This window comes from Geomonas sp. Red276 (genome assembly GCF_054784495.1).
The window spans coordinates 1-15,831 of record NZ_BLXW01000059.1; the positions used below are offsets into that span (position 1 = coordinate 1).

General features: G+C 60.6%; 14 protein-coding genes and 1 tRNA gene. All 15 read left to right on the forward strand.

Annotated features, from left to right (window positions below):
* Positions 1 to 263: EF-Tu C-terminal domain-related protein (locus tag ACYVL5_RS22800; RefSeq protein ID WP_460597751.1), on the forward strand; the 263-nt coding region annotated here is incomplete at its 5' end.
* A gap of 145 nt (positions 264 to 408) precedes the next feature.
* Positions 409 to 561: a 50S ribosomal protein L33 gene (rpmG, locus tag ACYVL5_RS22805; RefSeq protein WP_183356830.1), complete on the forward strand. Its 153-nt coding sequence runs from the start codon at positions 409 to 411 to the stop codon at positions 559 to 561.
* Positions 562 to 601: 40 nt separating this feature from the next.
* A tRNA-Trp gene (locus ACYVL5_RS22810) sits at positions 602 to 678 on the forward strand.
* A gap of 32 nt (positions 679 to 710) precedes the next feature.
* The gene (gene secE, locus ACYVL5_RS22815; protein ID WP_250679279.1) at positions 711 to 896 is read left to right on the forward strand and encodes a preprotein translocase subunit SecE; all 186 of its coding nucleotides are present in this window, start codon (positions 711 to 713) and stop codon (positions 894 to 896) included.
* 11 nt (positions 897 to 907) lie between these two features.
* A complete protein-coding gene (nusG, locus tag ACYVL5_RS22820; RefSeq protein ID WP_324080480.1) occupies positions 908 to 1,435 on the forward strand; it encodes a transcription termination/antitermination protein NusG in 528 nt (175 codons plus the stop codon).
* 61 nt (positions 1,436 to 1,496) lie between these two features.
* On the forward strand, positions 1,497 to 1,919 hold the full coding sequence (gene rplK / locus ACYVL5_RS22825) for a 50S ribosomal protein L11 (RefSeq protein ID WP_250679277.1): 423 nt from the start codon (positions 1,497 to 1,499) through the stop codon (positions 1,917 to 1,919).
* A gap of 21 nt (positions 1,920 to 1,940) precedes the next feature.
* Complete coding sequence (gene rplA, locus ACYVL5_RS22830) at positions 1,941 to 2,642, forward strand: 50S ribosomal protein L1 (protein ID WP_460597855.1); 702 nt, start codon at positions 1,941 to 1,943, stop codon at positions 2,640 to 2,642.
* 282 nt (positions 2,643 to 2,924) lie between these two features.
* Positions 2,925 to 3,446 (forward strand): 50S ribosomal protein L10, encoded by a 522-nt coding sequence (gene rplJ / locus ACYVL5_RS22835; protein ID WP_460597856.1) that lies wholly within the window; start codon positions 2,925 to 2,927, stop codon positions 3,444 to 3,446.
* Positions 3,447 to 3,498: 52 nt separating this feature from the next.
* Positions 3,499 to 3,879 carry a ribosomal protein bL12 gene (gene rplL, locus ACYVL5_RS22840; protein ID WP_460597857.1) on the forward strand — a complete coding sequence of 127 codons (381 nt, stop codon included), beginning with the start codon at positions 3,499 to 3,501 and terminating at the stop codon, positions 3,877 to 3,879.
* Between the two features lie 161 nt (positions 3,880 to 4,040).
* On the forward strand, positions 4,041 to 8,156 hold the full coding sequence (gene rpoB / locus ACYVL5_RS22845) for a DNA-directed RNA polymerase subunit beta (RefSeq protein WP_460597858.1): 4,116 nt from the start codon (positions 4,041 to 4,043) through the stop codon (positions 8,154 to 8,156).
* Between the two features lie 89 nt (positions 8,157 to 8,245).
* Positions 8,246 to 12,397, forward strand: coding sequence for a DNA-directed RNA polymerase subunit beta' (gene rpoC, locus ACYVL5_RS22850; RefSeq protein WP_460597859.1), 4,152 nt, complete (start codon positions 8,246 to 8,248; stop codon positions 12,395 to 12,397).
* Between the two features lie 132 nt (positions 12,398 to 12,529).
* Positions 12,530 to 12,901, forward strand: a complete 372-nt coding sequence (rpsL, locus tag ACYVL5_RS22855) for a 30S ribosomal protein S12 (protein WP_250679271.1) — start codon at positions 12,530 to 12,532, stop codon at positions 12,899 to 12,901.
* 26 nt (positions 12,902 to 12,927) lie between these two features.
* Positions 12,928 to 13,398, forward strand: coding sequence for a 30S ribosomal protein S7 (rpsG, locus tag ACYVL5_RS22860; RefSeq protein ID WP_460597860.1), 471 nt, complete (start codon positions 12,928 to 12,930; stop codon positions 13,396 to 13,398).
* Between the two features lie 39 nt (positions 13,399 to 13,437).
* The gene (gene fusA / locus ACYVL5_RS22865; protein WP_460597861.1) at positions 13,438 to 15,516 is read left to right on the forward strand and encodes an elongation factor G; all 2,079 of its coding nucleotides are present in this window, start codon (positions 13,438 to 13,440) and stop codon (positions 15,514 to 15,516) included.
* Positions 15,517 to 15,560: 44 nt separating this feature from the next.
* The coding region (locus tag ACYVL5_RS22870) for a GTP-binding protein (protein ID WP_460597862.1) at positions 15,561 to 15,831 on the forward strand (271 nt) is incomplete at its 3' end.

Consider the following 15,831-nt stretch of genomic DNA (forward strand, 5'->3'; position numbering starts at 1 on the left):
AGGCCTACATCCTTTCCAAGGAAGAGGGCGGCCGTCACACCCCGTTCTTCAACGGCTACCGTCCGCAGTTCTACTTCAGGACCACCGACGTGACCGGCGTGGTTGACCTCGAAGCCGGCACCGAGATGGTCATGCCGGGCGACAACGTCTCCGTCACCGTCAACCTGATCACCCCGATCGCCATGGACGAAGGGCTCCGCTTCGCAATCCGCGAAGGTGGCCGCACCGTCGGCGCCGGCGTGGTTGCCTCCATCATCGAGTAGTAACTATCAGGTCGGGCGCTCCCTGCTGGCTGGACCGGCGGGAGCGCCGGCTTTTTTTGGATGTATCGGTTTTCGGGTTGCCGGTTTCGCGAAACACGCGGAAGCGAAACGCGAAACGCGAAACTAGCTTGAAAGGAATAACGCCATGCCTAGAGACATCATTACCCTTGGTTGCACCGAGTGCAAACAGCGCAACTATACGACGACCAAGAACAAGAAGAACACCCCGCAGAAACTCGAGTTCAACAAGTACTGCCGTTTCTGCCGTAAGCACACTCCTCACAAGGAAACCAAATAATTCGATTTGAGATTCCGCAATTTTGCGGGATCTCCGCCGCAGGCCAGTAGCTCTAACGGCTAGAGCACCGGTCTCCAAAACCGGGTGTTGGGGGTTCGAATCCCTCCTGGCCTGCCATTTTTTATTTATCAACATCAGTGGGGTGGCATGTGCTTGCAAAAGCCAAAACTTTCTACAACGATGTGATGGAAGAGCTTGCCAAGGTAACCTGGCCGACTCGCAAGGAGACGTTTTCCACTGCCCAGGTTGTCGTCGTCATCATTGTGCTGATTTCCCTCTACCTTGGCGCCTGCGACGTAGTCCTTGCAAAGATCATCCAGTCGGTACTCCGCTAGAGGACTACAATATGGCACTTAAATGGTACGGTGTTCACACCTACTCCGGCTTCGAGAACAAGGTGCGCCTTTCGCTCGCCGAAAGGATCAAAAATCTCGAGATGGAGGAGTTCTTCGGTGAGATCCTGATCCCGTGCGAGACGGTGGTCGAGCTGAAGAAGGGTGAGAAGAAGACCTCTTCGCGAAAGTTTTTCCCGGGATACATCCTGGTCAACATGGAGCTCAACGACGACACCTGGCACGTGGTGAAGGAAACCGCCAAGGTGACCGGTTTCGTGGGGGGTAACAACCCTTTCCCCATCCCCGATGAGGAAGTCAACAAGATCACCAAGAGGATGGAAGAGGGTGCGGAAAAGCCCCGTCCCAAGGTCCTCTTCGAGGTGGGCGAAACCGTCCGCGTCATCGACGGTCCCTTCCTCAACTTCTCCGGCGTGGTGGAAGACGTCAAGCCGGACAAAGGGAAGCTGCGGGTCATGGTCTCCATCTTCGGCCGCGCGACCCCGGTGGAGCTCGAGTTCATGCAGGTAGAGAAGCAGTAGTCTCTACCGCTGGAAAGAATAAGCATAAGGCAGTTCAGGATAGATCAAAGGAGTAGGAAAAATGGCCAAAAAGATTACCGGTTATATAAAGCTGCAGGTACCCGCTGGGAAGGCGAATCCTTCTCCCCCGATCGGTCCGGCGCTCGGCCAGCACGGCGTCAACATCATGGAGTTCTGCAAGGCGTTCAACGCCAAGACCCAGGCTGACGAAGGGACCATCACCCCGGTGGTGATCACCGTCTACGCCGACCGGTCCTTCACCTTCATCACCAAGACTCCGCCGGCCCCGATTCTCATCAAGAAGGCCCTCGGCATCCAGAGCGGCTCCGCGGTTCCCAACAAGACCAAGGTCGGCAAGCTGACCAAGGACCAGGTCCGCGAGATCGCCACCAAGAAGATGCCGGACCTCAATGCTGCGAGCCTCGAGGCGGCCATGAAGACCATCGAAGGCACCGCCCGCAGCATGGGCGTTGAAATAGCTTAAGTAAAGAGAGGGTGACTAGAAATGGCAACTAATAAGAAGCTTCAGGAAGCTCTTGCCAAGGTGGACCGCAGCAAGACCTATCCTATCAATGACGGCCTCGCTCTCGTGAAGGGCGCCGCCTTCGCCAAGTTCGACGAAACCGTCGACGTGGCCGTGAAACTGGGCGTCGACCCGCGTCATGCCGACCAGATGGTCCGCGGCGCCGTGGTCCTCCCGAACGGCCTGGGCAAAGAAGTCCGCGTCCTGGTCTTCGCCAAGGGCGAGAAGGAGAAGGAGGCCCGCGAGGCCGGTGCGGATTACGTGGGCGCCGACGACCTGGTCGCCAAGATCCAGGGCGGCTGGTTCGATTTCGACACCGCCATCGCCACCCCGGACATGATGGGCGTGGTCGGCAAGATCGGTAAGCTCCTCGGTCCCCGCGGCCTGATGCCGAACCCGAAAGTCGGCACCGTCACCTTCGACGTCGCCCGCGCCGTCAAGGAGTCCAAGTCCGGCAAGGTCGAGTTCCGTGTCGAGAAGGCCGGCATCGTTCACGCCCCGGTCGGCAAGGTCTCCTTCGACGTGCAGACCCTGAGGGAGAACGTGGTTGCCCTGGTGGAAGCACTCCAGAAGGCCAAGCCGGCGGCTGCCAAGGGTACCTACATGAAGAAGGTGTCCGTATCCTCGACCATGGGCCCGGGCGTCAACCTGGACCTGGCCGACATCGCCTCCGTCCTCAAATAGGCAATAACTAGAGACCGCGGTTTTCGCGGGTTAAGTTAGATGCGGATCGACCCAGCGCGGTTGATCCGCTCTCTTAGCTTGATCTGCGTTTGCCGCGTCTAGAGATTCGAATAGAGTTTAAAGCCCAAAGTCAAAGACAGTAGGCGCATAATCCGGATGTTAAGGAGCGTGCTTAATTGCCGAAAGGCTGCCAACCGAGACTCAAAGATGTTGACGGATTTATCCGCAACTTCCTGACTTTGGCAGGGTTTCGACCCGCATTAAAAGAAAGGAGGAAAGCGCTTGAATAAGGAAACCAAAAAAGAACTTGTTGCCGAAATGCACGAGAAACTTCAGCGTGCCCAGGCCATCTTCGCCGCCGACTTCCGCGGCATGACCGTGGCCCAGGCCGAAGCTCTCCGCGTCGAGTTGCGCAAGGCCAACGTCGAGTTCAAGGTCTTCAAGAACACCCTGCTCGAGATCGCTTCCAAGGGCACCGACAAAGAGGGTATCACCCCCTTCCTCGCCGGCCCCACTGCGATCGCGCTCAGCTACGATGATCCCGTCGCAGCAGCAAAAGTGCTCTCGAAGTTCTCGAAAGACGCCACCACGCCCTTCACCCTGAAGGCCGGCGTGCTGACCGGGAAGACCATCAACCCGAACGACGTACAGGCTCTGGCCGACCTGCCGAGCCGCGAGGTCCTGCTGGCCCGCATGCTGGGCTCCATCCAGGCCCCGACCAGCAACTTCGTCCGCGTCCTGGCTGCCGTTCCGGGTGGCTTCGTCCGCGTGCTCGACGGCATCCGTGCGAAAAAAGCTGCCTAAGACTAGTCAACTGACACTAACCATCTAAAATAATTCCTGGAGGAATAAGCTAATGGCTATCACCAAAGAAGAAGTAGTCTCCTTTATTGAGAACATGACCGTCCTCGAACTCGCCGGCTTCGTGAAGGAGCTGGAAGAGAAATTCGGCGTTTCCGCCGCTGCTCCGGTTGCCGTCGCCGCCGCCGGCCCGGCTGCTGCTCCGGCCGAAGCTGCCGAAGAGAAGACCGAGTTCGACGTCATCCTCAAAACCGCCGGCGCCAACAAGATCGCCGTCATCAAGGTCGTCCGCGGCCTCACCTCCCTGGGCCTGAAAGAAGCCAAGGACCTGGTCGACGGCGCTCCGCAGCCGGTCAAAACCGGCATCTCCAAAGAAGAGGCTGCCGACGCCGAGAAGCAGCTCAAAGAAGCCGGCGCAGAAGTGGAAGTCAAGTAAGCATAAAGACGCCGATCTTTATCCAAGCCAAGGTCGCAATTTGCGGCCTTGGCTGTTCTGTTTTTAGTTTGAGGCCGCTTCACCCACCTGGCAGCAGCAGTGAAACAGCAGGAAATTCAAGGGGGTGAAGGTCTTCCAAGGCGTTCACCAAAGGAGAAGATATGGCTTATTCAATCGCGAATAACCCCCTGTTGCGCAAGAACTTCGCCAAGATCCACAAGATCATCGACATACCGAACCTCATCGACATCCAGAAAAATTCCTACAAGAGATTCCTCCAACTCGACACGCCGGTAGACGCACGCAAGAACTCGGGCCTTGAGGCCGTGTTCAAAAGTGTGTTCCCCATCAAGGACTTCAGTGACACCGCCTCGCTTGAGTACGTATCGTATTCGTTGGGCGCGCCGAAGTATGACGTGGAAGAGTGCCACCAGCGCGGGATGACCTTCGCGGCCCCGATGAAGGTGAAGGTGAGGCTTGTCGTATGGGATGTCGCCAAGGATCCCGGTACCCGGTCGATTCGCGATATCAAGGAGCAGGAGGTTTATTTCGGCGAGATCCCGCTGATGACGGAGAACGGTACCTTCATCATCAACGGCACTGAACGCGTCATCGTGAGCCAGCTGCACCGCTCCCCGGGCGTTTTCTATGACCACGACAAAGGGAAGACCCACTCCTCCGGTAAGGTCCTCTACTCGGCCCGCGTGATCCCTTACCGCGGCTCGTGGCTTGACTTTGAATTCGACCATAAAGACATCCTTTATGTTCGCATAGACCGCCGTCGCAAGATGCCGGCCACCGTCCTCCTGAAGGGCCTTGGCTACTCCAACGACGCCCTCCTCAACTACTTCTACAAGTCCGAGGAGGTGAAGGTCGGGGAGAACGGCAGCCTCACCAAGGTGGCCGACGCCGAACTGCTCTCCAACCAGAAGGCGACCGCCGACATCGTCGACCCGGCGAACGGCGAGGTGATCCTCAAGGCGAACCGCAAGTTCACCAAGGCCGCCATCCGCAAGATGGGCGAGCACGGCATCAAGGAGATCCCGATCACCGCCGAAGAGGTGGTCGGCAAGGTCGCCTCCCACGACATCTACGATCCCGCCACCGGCGAGATCCTGGTCGAGTGCAACGAGGAGCTCTCCGAGGCGAAGCTCGAGGAGATCATCGGCAAGGGGATCACCAGCTTCCAGGTGCTCTTCATCGACAACCTGCACGTGACCTCGTCGCTTCGCGACACCATCCTGATCGACAAGATCGGCTCCACCGACGAGGCGCTGATCGAGATCTACCGCAGGCTCCGTCCGGGCGATCCCCCGACCCTGAAGAGCGCGCTGGTGCTCTTCGAGAACCTCTTCTTCAACGCCGAGCGCTACGACCTCTCCGCCGTCGGCCGTCTGAAGTTGAACTACAAGCTCGGCGTGGACGTGCCGCTCGACTGCATGACGCTCACCCGCGAGGACATCCTCGAGGTGGTCCGCTACCTGATCGAGCTCAAAAACGGCAAGGGGAACATCGACGACATCGACCACTTAGGCAACCGCCGCGTGCGCGCCGTCGGCGAGCTCCTCGAGAACCAGTACCGCATCGGCCTCGTCAGGATGGAGCGCGCCATCAAGGAGCGCATGAGCCTGCAGGAGGTCGAGAACCTGATGCCGCACGACCTGATCAACTCCAAGCCGGTCTCGGCCGTCGTGAAGGAGTTCTTCGGTTCCTCGCAGCTCTCCCAGTTCATGGACCAGACCAACCCGCTCTCCGAGGTCACCCACAAGCGCCGCCTGTCGGCCCTGGGACCGGGGGGCCTTACCCGCGAGCGCGCGGGTTTCGAGGTCCGCGACGTACATCCGACCCACTACGGCCGCGTCTGCCCGATCGAGACCCCGGAAGGTCCGAACATCGGTCTCATCGCGTCGCTCTCCACCTACGCACGGATCAACGAGCACGGCTTCGTCGAGACCCCGTACCGCGTGGTTAAGGACGGCAGGGTAACCGACGAGGTCCGCTTCTTCTCCGCTTTGGAGGAGGAAGGCCATGCCATCGCCCAGGCCAACGCCGAGATGGACGAGACCGGTCGCTTCATGCAGGACTACATCTCGGCCAGGAAGTCCGGCGAGTTCGTGCTGGTGGGCCGTGACGAGCTGGAACTCATGGACGTCGCCCCGATGCAGCTCGTTTCCGTCGCCGCCTCGCTCATCCCGTTCCTCGAAAACGACGACGCCAACCGCGCACTCATGGGCTCCAACATGCAGCGCCAGGCGGTACCGCTTCTGCGGGCCGACTCCCCGCTGGTCGGTACCGGCATGGAGCGCGTGGTGGCCCGCGACTCCGGGGTTTCCTCGGTCGCCCGCCACAACGGCGTGGTCGAATCGGTCGACGCCTCCAGGATCGTCGTCAAGATCGACGAGGACCAGTACGACGCGACCGGCACCGGTGTCGACATCTACAACCTGATCAAGTTCGCCCGTTCCAACCAGAACACCTGCATCAACCAGAGGCCGGTGGTCAAGGTGGGCGACCACGTGAAGGCAGGCGACATCATCGCCGACGGTCCCTCGACCGACATGGGCGAGCTGGCTCTGGGCCAGAACGTCCTGGTCGCCTTCATGCCGTGGGGCGGCTACAACTACGAGGACTCCATCCTCATCTCCGAGCGCCTGGTCAAAGACGACCGCTACACCTCGATCCACATTGAGGAGTTCGAGGCGGTGGCCCGCGATACCAAGCTCGGCAAGGAAGAGATCACCTCCGATATCCCGAACCTCGGTGAAGAGACCCTCAAGGACCTCGACGAGTCCGGCATCATCCGCATCGGCGCCGAAGTCCGCCCGGGCGACATCCTGGTCGGCAAGATCACCCCGAAAGGTGAGACCCAGCTCTCCCCGGAAGAGAAGCTCCTGAGGGCCATCTTCGGCGAGAAGGCGGGCGACGTTCGCGACACCTCGCTCAGGGTCCCACCGGGGGTGGAAGGTACCGTCATCGGCGCCAAGATCTTCTCGCGTAAAGGGGCCGACAAGGACGCCCGTACCGAGATCATCGAGAAGGCCGAAGAGCAGCGCCTCAGAAAAGACGAGCAGGACGAGATCCGGATCATCCGCGATTCGGCCATCGGCAAGCTGAAGAAACTCCTGGTGGGCAAGACCGCCGCCGTGAAGATCGAAGGCTCCGACGGCAAGGTCGTCATCCCGAAGGGTGGGGTGATCACCGAGGAGATGCTCAAAGGCATCTCCATGGATCGCTGGGACGAGATCTCCATCGCCGACGACGACACCATCGACGAGAAGGTCGCACAGACGCTTTCCACCCTCAACCAGCAGATCGATATCATCAAGTACGTTTTCGACGACAAGGTGCAGAAGCTTCGTCGCGGCGACGACCTGCCGCCGGGCGTCATCAAGATGGTCAAGGTCTACATCGCCATCAAAAGAAAGCTCCAGGTCGGCGACAAGATGGCCGGCCGTCACGGTAACAAGGGTGTCGTCTCCAGGATCCTTCCCGAAGAGGACATGCCGTACATGGAAGACGGCCGTCCGGTCGAGATCGTGCTGAACCCGCTCGGCGTCCCGTCCCGTATGAACGTCGGTCAGATCCTCGAGACCCACCTGGGTTGGGCCGCCAAGGGCCTGGGGTGGAAGATCGAGGAGTTCCTCGAGAAGAACTCCCCGCACGACGAGATCAAGCGCTTCCTCAAGGGTGCCTACGGCAACCCCGAGATGGACGCCTTCCTCGACAAGCTGGAAGGGGAAGAGCTCATCAACGTGGCCAAGCGCCTGAAGCGCGGCATCCCGATGGCCTCCCCGGTCTTCGAAGGGGCCTCCGAGCAGTCGATCCAGGCCATGATGAAGCACGCGGGCTTCGAGACCACCGGTCAGGTCACCCTCTACGACGGCAAGACCGGCGACAAGTTCATGCACAAGGTCACCGTCGGCATCATGTACGTCCTGAAGCTCCACCACCTGGTCGACGACAAGATCCACGCGAGGTCCATCGGTCCCTACTCGCTGGTTACCCAGCAGCCGCTGGGTGGTAAGGCCCAGTTCGGTGGCCAGCGACTCGGGGAGATGGAGGTCTGGGCCATGGAAGCCTACGGCGCCGCCTATGCGCTGCAGGAGTTCCTCACCGTCAAGTCCGACGACGTGGCGGGCCGCACCAGGATGTACGAGGCCATCGTCAAAGGGAAGCACACCCTGGAGCCGGGCCTGCCGGAGTCCTTCAACGTCCTCATCAAGGAGCTCCAGTCTCTTGGTCTCGACGTCGAGCTCCTGGAGAGCGAAGAGGACTAGATCGGTCAGACCTGCCCGACCGGGCCAACCGGTCCGGCAGGTCCGACGTCCGACTGAAACGTTAACTCCTACTACCAAGGAGGTTTACTTTGGAAGACATTTTCACTTTTTTCGATAAGCCGAAAGATCCGCTCCACTTCTCCTCCATCAAGATCTCCATCTCCTCCCCGGAGAAGATCCGCGAGCGTTCGTTTGGCGAGGTAAAGAAACCCGAGACCATCAACTACCGTACCTTCAAGCCGGAGCGCGACGGTCTCTTCTGCGCTAAGATCTTCGGTCCGACCAAGGACTACGAGTGCAACTGCGGTAAGTACAAGCGGATGAAGCACAGAGGCATCGTCTGCGAGAAGTGCGGCGTCGAGGTCATTCCGTCCAAGGTCCGCCGCGAGCGCCTCGGCCACATCGACCTCGCCACCCCGGTGGCCCACATCTGGTTCCTGAAGTCCCTGCCGTCCCGTATCGGCAACCTGATGGACATCACCCTGAAAGACCTCGAGAAGGTCCTCTACTTCGAGGCCTACGTGGTCACCGATCCCAAGAACACCGGGTTCCCCTTCGGGCAGGTGCTCTCCGAGGACCAGTACCAGAAGGCGCTCGAGGAGTACGGCCACGGCTCCTTCGAGGCCGGCATGGGTGCCGCCGCCATCCGGGCCTGCCTGACCTCCATGGACCTCGACGTTCTCTCGGAAAACTTGAGGATCGAGATGCAGGAGGCCACCAGCGAGGCCAAGCGCAAGAAGACCGCCAAACGCCTGAAGGTCATCGAGGCCTTCAAGAACTCGGGGAACAAGCCGGAGTGGATGATCCTCGAGTGCATCCCGGTGCTTCCGCCGGAGCTTCGCCCGCTGGTCCCGCTGGACGGCGGACGCTTCGCCACCTCGGACCTGAACGACCTCTACCGCCGCGTCATCAACCGGAACAACCGTCTGAAGCGCCTCATGGAGCTCCAGGCCCCCGAGGTCATCATCCGGAACGAGAAGCGCATGCTCCAGGAGGCCGTCGACGCCCTGTTCGACAACGGCCGCCGTGGCCGCGCCATCGCCGGTCCCAACAAGCGTCCCTTGAAGTCGCTCTCCGACATGCTCAAGGGCAAGTCGGGCCGCTTCCGTCAGAACCTGCTCGGTAAGCGTGTCGACTACTCCGGCCGTTCCGTTATCGTCGTCGGTCCGGAGCTCCGTCTCCACCAGTGCGGTCTTCCCAAGAAGATGGCCCTGGAGCTCTTCAAGCCGTTCATCTACAACAAGCTCGAGGAGCGCGGCTTCGTCACCACCATCAAGAGCGCCAAGAAGATGGTGGAGAAGGAGAAGCCGGAGGTCTGGGACGTGCTGGAAGAGGTCATCAAGGAGCACCCGGTCATGCTGAACCGTGCCCCGACGCTCCACAGGCTCGGCATCCAGGCCTTCGAGCCGGTGCTCATCGAGGGGAAGGCGATCCAGCTCCACCCGCTGGTCTGCACCGCCTTCAACGCCGACTTCGACGGTGACCAGATGGCCGTCCACTTGCCCCTCTCCGTCGAGAGCCAGGTGGAGACCCGCGTCCTGATGATGTCCACCAACAACATCCTCTCGCCTGCCCACGGCAAGCCGATCATCGTGCCGTCGCAGGACATGGTTCTCGGCATCTACTACATGACCCGCGAGAAGTACTTCGCCGAGGGTGAAGGGAAGATCTTCTCCTCTCCGGAAGAGGTCTCCATCGCCTGGGATGCGCAGGAGGTCAACCTCCAGGCCCGCATCAAGGTCAGGATGAAGAACCTCGAGGGCGACGAGAAGCCGATCCTGATCGACACCACCCCGGGCCGGGTGCTCCTCCGCGAGATCCTCCCGTCGCAGGTGCCGTTCTCGGCCATCAACAAGGTCATGACCAAGAAGGAGCTCTCCAACCTGGTGGACATCTGCTACCGTCTGGCCGGGAACAAGGAGACCGTCGTCCTGGCCGACAAGCTGAAGTCGATCGGCTTCCGCTACGCCGCCAAGGCCGGTATCTCCATCTCCATCAACGATATGGTCATTCCGGAAGGGAAGCCCGCCATCATCACCCGCGCCACCGAAGAGGTGCAGGAGATCCAGAACCAGTACACCGAGGGTCTCATCACCGACGGCGAGCGCTACAACAAGGTCATCGATATCTGGGCGAAATCCACCGAGGACATCGCCAAGGAGATGCTCGACAACCTCTCCCGCGACACCATCAAGGATCCGGAAGGCAACGACGTCAAGGTTCCGTCCTTCAACGCGATCCACATGATGGCCGACTCCGGCGCAAGGGGTAGCGCCCAGCAGATCCGCCAGCTGGCCGGGATGAGGGGCCTCATGGCCAAGCCGTCCGGCGAGATCATCGAGACGCCGATCACCGCGAACTTCCGCGAAGGCCTCACCGTGCTCCAGTACTTCATCTCGACCCACGGTGCCCGTAAAGGTCTCGCCGATACCGCGCTCAAGACCGCGAACTCCGGTTACCTCACCCGCCGTCTGGTCGACGTCGCCCAGGACGCCATCATCACCGAGGTGGACTGCGGCACCATCGACGGCCTCACCGTCACCTCGCTTACCGAGGGTGGCGAGGTCATCGAACACATCGGCGACCGTATCCTCGGCCGCGTGGCGCTGGACGACATCCTCGACCCGGTCACCGGCGACGTGCTGGTTCCGGCCAACGAGGAGATCGACGAGACCCTGGTTGCCAAGATCGAGGCCGCCGGTCTCGAGAAGGTCAAGATCCGCTCGGTGCTCACCTGCGAGTCCCGCCGCGGCATCTGCGCCAAGTGTTACGGCCGCGACCTGGCCCGCGGTCACCTGGTCAACCGCGGCGAGGCGGTCGGCGTCATCGCCGCCCAGTCGATCGGCGAGCCGGGCACCCAGCTGACCATGCGTACCTTCCACATCGGTGGTACCGCATCCCGTCGTGCCGAGCAGACCTCCCTCGAGGCACGTAACGAAGGTTTCGCGAAGTTCATCAACCTGCACTACGTCACCAACTCGGAAGGGCACCACATCGTCATGAACCGTAACGGTGAGCTGGCGATCGTGGACGAGACCGGGCGCGAGCGCGAGAAGTACACCGTCGTCTACGGCGCCAAGATCAAGGTCAACCCGGAAGGGCCGGTCAAGCAGGGCGAGTCGCTGGCGGAATGGGACCCGTACACCATGCCGATCCTCACCGAGGTCGCCGGCCGCATCAAGTTCGGCGATGTCATCGAGGGTGTCACCATGGAAGAGCAGGTCGACGAAGTCACCGGCCTCTCCCGCAAGGTCATCATCGAGACCCGCGACGCCGACAAGCGTCCGCGCATCACCATCAAGGACGAGTCCGGCAAGACCGCCAAGGTGGGCGAGTCCACCCTGGGCCGCTACTATCTGCCGGTCGGCTCCAACATCAACGTGATGGAGGACGCCATCGTCAACGCCGGTGACGTCATCGCCAAGATCCCGCGCGAAACCACCAAGACCAAGGACATCACCGGTGGTCTTCCGCGAGTCGCCGAGCTCTTCGAGGCCCGGAAGCCGAAAGACTTCGCGGTCATCACCGAGATCGACGGCGTGGTCGCCTTCGGCAAGGACGCCAAGGGCAAGCGCAAAGTCATCGTGACCCCGGAGGTCGGCGAGCCGAAGGAATACCTCATCCCCAAAGGGAAGCACATCAGCGTCCACGAAGGGGACCACGTCCGCGCCGGGGAGGCGCTCATGGACGGCTCCTCCAACCCGCACGACATCCTCCGCGTGCTCGGCCAGAAAGAGCTGGCCAAGTATCTGGTCGACGAGGTCCAGGAGGTCTACCGTCTCCAGGGCGTCAAGATCAACGACAAGCACATCGAGACCATCGTCCGCCAGATGCTCCGCAGGGTCCGGGTGAAAGATGTCGGCGACACCAACCTCCTGATCGACGACCAGATCGAGCGCTGGGTGTTCGAAGAGGAGAACGAAAAGGCGATGGCCAAGGGCGGAAGGCCGGCTACCGCTGAGTCGCTCTTGCTCGGTATCACCAAGGCTTCGCTCTCCACCGAGTCCTTCATCTCGGCGGCCTCCTTCCAGGAGACAACAAAAGTCTTGACACAGGCATCCATAGAAGGTAAAGTTGACAGTCTTCGCGGTCTCAAGGAGAACGTCATCATGGGTCGCCTGATCCCGGCCGGTACCGGGCTGGCGGTCTACCGCAATCTTCGCATGATCGCCGAAGAGCCTGTTATCATCCCCGAACCCGTGGTCGAACAGGAAGAGCTGGAAGATTTGGACGAAGCGTAGATCGCCCCTAGGGGGTGGTGTGCGTGAAAATATTTTCAAATAAAACTTGACAAGCACGTGCTATGTTGCTATTTTCGTCGCTTCCGCAGGGGAAGCCCCTGAGGTGGACTGCATAGCGTAAGAGGGTCTGAAATGCCAACTATCAATCAGCTTATCCGTATCGGTCGCGAGTCCAAGGCAGAGAAGTCGACGGCTCCGGCGCTTCGTAGCTGCCCCCAGAAGAGGGGTGTCTGCACGAGGGTTTACACCACCACCCCGAAGAAACCGAACTCCGCTCTCAGAAAGGTTGCCAGGGTGCGCCTGACCAACGGCGTCGAGGTGACTTCCTACATCCCGGGCGTCGGGCACAACCTCCAGGAGCACTCCGTGGTCCTGATCAGGGGCGGCAGGGTCAAGGACCTTCCGGGTGTTCGTTACCACATCGTCCGCGGCACGCTCGACTCCGTCGGCGTGAAGGGCAGGATGAAGAGTCGTTCCAAATACGGCGCCAAGCGTCCGAAGTAACCGATTAACAGCGAGAGGTCTTTTCAATGCCTAGAAGAAGAGAAGTTGCCAAGAGGGTGATCCTCCCGGATCCGAAGTACGGCGACCGGGTCGTTGCCAAACTCATCAACATAATCATGCTGGACGGCAAGAAGAGCACTGCCGAGCGCGCCCTCTACGGTGCCCTCGAGCTCGCCGCTTCGCGCGCCAATGACGAGCCGGTCAAGGTTCTCAAGAAGTGCCTGGACAACATCAAGCCCATGCTCGAGGTCAAGTCGAGAAGGGTCGGCGGTTCCACCTACCAGGTCCCCGTCGAGGTGCGTCCCGAGCGCCGCGTGTCGCTGGCCATGCGCTGGCTTGTGAAGTATTCCAACGCCCGTAGCGAGAAGACCGTCACCGACAAGCTGGCCGGTGAGATCCTCGACGCCTACAACAACCGCGGCTCCGCGGTGAAGAAGCGTGAGGATACCCACAAGATGGCTGAGGCCAACAGGGCCTTCGCTCACTACCGCTGGTAGTACCGTACCAAGTCGCACAACACTCTGGAGGATTTGTAAGTGGCACGTCAGGTTTCGCTTGAAATGACCCGTAACATCGGGATCATGGCTCACATAGACGCAGGGAAGACCACCACCACCGAGCGTATTCTGTACTACACCGGTGTTTCCCATAAGATCGGTGAGGTGCACGATGGTGCCGCCACCATGGACTGGATGGAGCAGGAGCAGGAGCGTGGTATCACCATCACCTCGGCCGCTACCACCTGCATGTGGAAGGACCATCGCATCAACATCATCGATACCCCGGGTCACGTGGACTTCACCATCGAAGTCGAGCGTTCGCTGCGCGTCCTTGACGGCGCCGTGGCGGTATTCTGCTCGGTCGGCGGCGTCGAGCCCCAGTCCGAAACCGTATGGCGCCAGGCGGACAAGTACCGCGTCCCCCGCATCGCCTTCGTGAACAAGATGGACCGCATCGGTGCGGACTTCTTCCGCGGCGTTTCCATGATCAAAGACCGTCTGAAGGCCAATCCGGTGCCGCTGCAGATCCCGGTGGGTTCCGAGGAGAACTACAAGGGCCTGGTTGACCTGGTCGAGATGAAGGCCATCCTGTTCCACGATGAGACCATGGGTGCATCTTTCGACGTGGTCGACGTCCCGGCTGATCTCGCCGACGACGCCCAGATGTACCGCGATGCCCTCATTGAGGAAGTCGCCTCCCACGACGACAACCTGATGGAGAAATACCTGGGTGGTGAGGAGATCTCCAAAGAGGAGCTCAAGGCCGCCATCCGCAAGGCCACCATCGACATCAAGATCTGCCCGGTCATCTGCGGGTCCGCCTTCAAGAACAAGGGCGTACAGCAGCTCCTCGACGCGGTGCTCGACTACATGCCGGCTCCGACCGACATCCCGCCGATCCAGGGCGTCGACGCCAACACCGAGGCCCCGATCGAGCGCAAGGCTTCCGATACCGAGCCGTTCTCTGCCCTGGGCTTCAAGATCATGACCGACCCGTTCGTCGGGCAGCTCTGCTTCTTCCGCGTCTACTCGGGCGTGATCAACTCCGGCTCCTACGTGTTCAATGCCACCAAGGGCAAGCGCGAGAGGATCGGCCGCATCCTGAAGATGCACGCCAACAAGCGCGAAGAAATCAAAGAAGTCTACGCCGGCGATATCGCCGCCGCCGTCGGCCTCAAATACACCACCACCGGCGACACCCTCTGTGACGAGGATCACGCCGTTATCCTCGAGTCGATTGAGTTTCCCGAGCCGGTCATCTCGATCGCCATTGAGCCGAAGACCAAGGCCGACCAGGAGAAGCTGGGCCTTTCGCTCGGCAAGCTGGCTTCGGAGGACCCGTCCTTCCGCGTGAAGACCGACGAGGAAACCGGCCAGACCATCATCTCCGGCATGGGAGAGCTTCACCTCGAGATCATCGTGGACCGTCTGTTCCGCGAATTCAAAGTTGACGCTTCCGTCGGTAAGCCGCAGGTCGCCTACCGCGAGACCATCACCAAGAAAGTCAAGCAGGAAGGGAAGTTCGTTCGTCAGTCTGGTGGTCGCGGTCAGTTCGGCCACGTCTGGCTCGAGATCGAGCCGCAGGAGGCTGGCAAGGGTTACGAGTTCGTCGACGCCATCAAGGGCGGCGTCGTTCCCCGCGAGTACATCCCGGCGGTCGACAAGGGTATCCGCGAAGCCTGCGACAACGGCTCGCTGGCCGGTTTCCCGGTGGTCGACATCAAGGTCACCCTCATCGACGGTTCCTACCACGAGGTCGACTCCTCGGAGATGGCGTTCAAGATCGCCGGCTCCATGGGCTTCAAGGAAGGCTGCCTGAAGGCCGGCGCCCAGATCCTCGAGCCGATCATGTCCGTCGAAGTCGTGGTTCCTGAAGAGTACATGGGCGACGTCATCGGCGACCTGAACTCCCGCCGCGGCCGCATCATGGGCATGGAAGGGCGCGCAGGTGCCCAGGTCGTCACCTCGATGGTCCCGCTGGCACAGATGTTCGGTTACTCCACCGACCTCCGTTCCGCCACCCAGGGCCGCGCTACCTACTCGATGACCTTCGACCACTACGAGCCGGTTCCGAAGTCGGTCCAGGAAGAGATCGTCGCCAAGGTCAAAGGATAAGCGCTTAAAGATACTTTCAATTCCCTTACTAGGAGGATTACGAAATGGCAAAGGCTAAATTCGAAAGAACTAAACCGCACGTTAATATCGGTACCATCGGTCACGTCGACCACGGTAAGACCACCCTTACCGCTGCCATCACCAAGGTTCTCGCCGGCAAAGGCCAGGCCGAGTTCAAAGCCTTTGACCAGATCGACAACGCTCCGGAAGAGCGTGAGCGTGGTATCACCATCGCCACCGCCCACGTCGAGTACGAGACCGACAAGCGTCACTACGCCCACGTCGACTGCCCGGGCCACGCCGACTACGTCAAGA

Excerpts from the sequence above, each read along its gene's own strand:
- rpmG (WP_183356830.1), top strand. The coding sequence starts at position 409 with ATGCCTAGAGACATCATTACCCTTGGTTGCACCGAGTGCAAACAGCGC.
- nusG (WP_324080480.1), top strand. The coding sequence starts at position 908 with ATGGCACTTAAATGGTACGGTGTTCACACCTACTCCGGCTTCGAGAAC.
- rplK (WP_250679277.1), top strand. The coding sequence starts at position 1,497 with ATGGCCAAAAAGATTACCGGTTATATAAAGCTGCAGGTACCCGCTGGG.
- rplA (WP_460597855.1), top strand. The coding sequence starts at position 1,941 with ATGGCAACTAATAAGAAGCTTCAGGAAGCTCTTGCCAAGGTGGACCGC.
- rplL (WP_460597857.1), top strand. The coding sequence starts at position 3,499 with ATGGCTATCACCAAAGAAGAAGTAGTCTCCTTTATTGAGAACATGACC.
- rpoB (WP_460597858.1), top strand. The coding sequence starts at position 4,041 with ATGGCTTATTCAATCGCGAATAACCCCCTGTTGCGCAAGAACTTCGCC.
- rpsL (WP_250679271.1), top strand. The coding sequence starts at position 12,530 with ATGCCAACTATCAATCAGCTTATCCGTATCGGTCGCGAGTCCAAGGCA.
- rpsG (WP_460597860.1), top strand. The coding sequence starts at position 12,928 with ATGCCTAGAAGAAGAGAAGTTGCCAAGAGGGTGATCCTCCCGGATCCG.